Source organism: Mycobacterium sp. ABE4_509 (genome assembly GCF_056160785.1).
This window is the reverse complement of the sequence record NZ_JBSWXU010000267.1, coordinates 1-2,482: the sequence shown is the minus strand read 5'-3', so window position 1 is coordinate 2,482 and position 2,482 is coordinate 1. Positions and strand designations below refer to the sequence as shown.

The 2,482-nt window shown below is 67.7% G+C and carries 2 protein-coding genes; both read left to right on the top strand.

Annotated elements, in window-relative coordinates:
* Nucleotides 1-1,311: protein translocase subunit SecD (gene secD, locus ACXAID_RS27710; RefSeq protein WP_475025374.1), on the top strand; the 1,311-nt coding region annotated here is incomplete at its 5' end.
* A gap of 3 nt (nucleotides 1,312-1,314) precedes the next feature.
* The coding region (gene secF, locus ACXAID_RS27705; protein WP_475025373.1) for a protein translocase subunit SecF at nucleotides 1,315-2,482 on the top strand (1,168 nt) is incomplete at its 3' end.

Genomic DNA, 2,482 nt, shown 5'->3' with positions numbered 1-2,482 from the left:
GTTCCGGGCGCTCCACCGGGCGGCGTTCCCGGTCAGCCGGCTGCGCCGACTGACACGCCGGCGCCGCAGCCGCGCCCATTCCCGGCCCAACCGGCCCCCTCTCCATCGCCGGAGCCCACCCCGGCCCCGGAAACCTCCAGCCCGGAGACCACGCCGCCACGGGTGCCGGGAAGCTCGGTGGAACCGGGAGAAGAGAACGTCCCGCTGTCCACCCGCATCGCCGACGAGAAGCGGCTGCGCCAAAGTGGCGAGCAGGCCATCCAGGTGCTGGCCCTGCAGTTCCAGGCCACCCGCTGCGGCGAGGAGGACGTCCTGGCCGGAAACGACGACCCCAACCTGCCGCTGGTGACGTGCTCGGCCGACGGCAACGAGGTCTACCTGCTGGACCCCTCGATCATCAGCGGCGAGGAGATCGCCAACGCCAATTCGGGCCTGGATCAGCAGCGCGGCGAATACGTCGTCGATCTCGAGTTCAAGAGCGCCGGCGCCGATACCTGGGCCGACTTCACCGCGGCCAACGTGGGCACCCAGACCGCGTTCGTGCTCGACTCGCAGGTGGTCAGTGCGCCGGTCATCAATGAGCCCATTCCCGGCGGGCAGACCCAGATCACCGGGCAGTTCACCGCGGACTCGGCTCGCGAGTTGGCCAACGTGCTCAAATACGGCTCACTACCGCTGTCGTTCGAGTCTTCCGAGGCCGAGACCGTGTCGGCCACGCTGGGCCTGTCCTCGCTGCGCGCGGGGCTGATCGCCGGCGCTGTCGGGCTGGCTGCGGTGCTGCTGTACTCGCTGCTCTACTACCGGGTTCTGGGCCTGCTGGTGGCGCTGTCACTGGTCGCCTCCGGGGCCATGGTCTTCGCGATCCTGGTGCTGCTGGGCAGATACATCAACTACACGCTGGACCTCGCCGGTATCGCGGGTCTGATCATCGGTATAGGCATGACCGCAGACTCGTTCGTGGTGTTCTTCGAACGCATCAAGGACGAGATCCGGGAGGGCCGATCGTTCCGCTCGGCGGTACCCCGAGGCTGGACCAGGGCGCGAAAGACGATCCTGTCCGGCAACGCGGTGACGTTCCTGGCCGCCGCGGTGCTCTACTTCCTGGCCGTCGGCCAGGTCAAGGGCTTCGCGTTCACCCTCGGGCTGACCACGATCCTCGACGTCGTGGTCGTGTTCCTGGTGACCTGGCCGCTGGCCTTCCTCGCCTCGAAATCGCCGACGATGGCCAAGCCGGCCCTCAACGGTCTGGGCGCCGTCCAGCAGATCGCACGCGAACGCCGAGCGGCCGCGAACGCGGCGGGACGGGGATAGGCCATGGCGAAAGGCGAGTCCACCGAAGGCGCCTCGACAGCGGTCGAGGCGCCCGACCTCGAGTCCGGCGCCGGCGCGACGCGGCGAAACTTCTTCGTCCGGCTCTACACCGGTACCGGCGCCTTCGAGGTCATCGGCCGCCGCAAGCTCTGGTACGGCGTCAGCGGTGCCATCGTGGCGATCGCGGTGCTGGCGATCCTGTTGCGCGGCTTCACCTTCGGGATCGACTTCGTCGGCGGGACCAAGGTCTCGTTCCCGAGTGGCGAGGGGCAGACCACCCAGCAGGTCGAGACGGTGTTCAACGACACCATCGGCGTGCCGCCGGAGTCTGTGGTCATCGTCGGCAGCGGTGATTCGGCGACGTTCCAGATCCGCGCGGAAACGCTGGACAATTCGGAGATCGAGGCCCTGCGCGTCGCGCTCTACGAGGCCTTCGAACCGCGCAGCGCCGACGGCGAATCCAGCCCACAGGTGATCAGCGACTCGGCTGTCTCGGAGACCTGGGGCGGCCAGATCACCCAGAAGGCGCTGATAGCGCTGGTGGTGTTCCTGGTGCTCGCCGCCATCTACATCACCGTGCGTTACGAGCGCTACATGGCGATCGCCGCGCTGACGACGCTGCTGTTCGACCTCATCGTCACGGCCGGTGTCTATGCGCTGGTCGGTTTCGAGGTCACCCCGGCCACCGTGATCGGTCTGCTGACCATCCTGGGCTTCTCGCTCTACGACACCGTCATCGTGTTCGACAAGGTCGAGGAGAACACCGACGGCTTCGAGCACACCACCCGGCGCACCTTCGCCGAGCAGGCCAACCTGGCGGTCAACCAGACCTTCATGCGATCGATCAACACCAGCGTGATCTCCGTGCTGCCGATCATCGCGCTGATGGTGATCGCGGTGTGGCTGCTCGGTGTGGGCACGCTGATGGATCTGGCGTTGGTCCAGCTCGTCGGCGTGATCGTCGGTACCTACTCGTCGATCTTCTTCGCCACCCCGCTGCTGGTGAGCATGCGTGAGCGCACCGAACTGGTGAGCAAGCACACCCGCAAGGTGCTCAACCGCCGGGCGAACGCGGCGGCCAAGGCCGCCGGCGCGACCGACATCGACGAGAGCGCCGGCGCCGAGGCGGGCAGCGACTCCTCGCGCGGCGATTCCGAGCCCGCATCGGTGG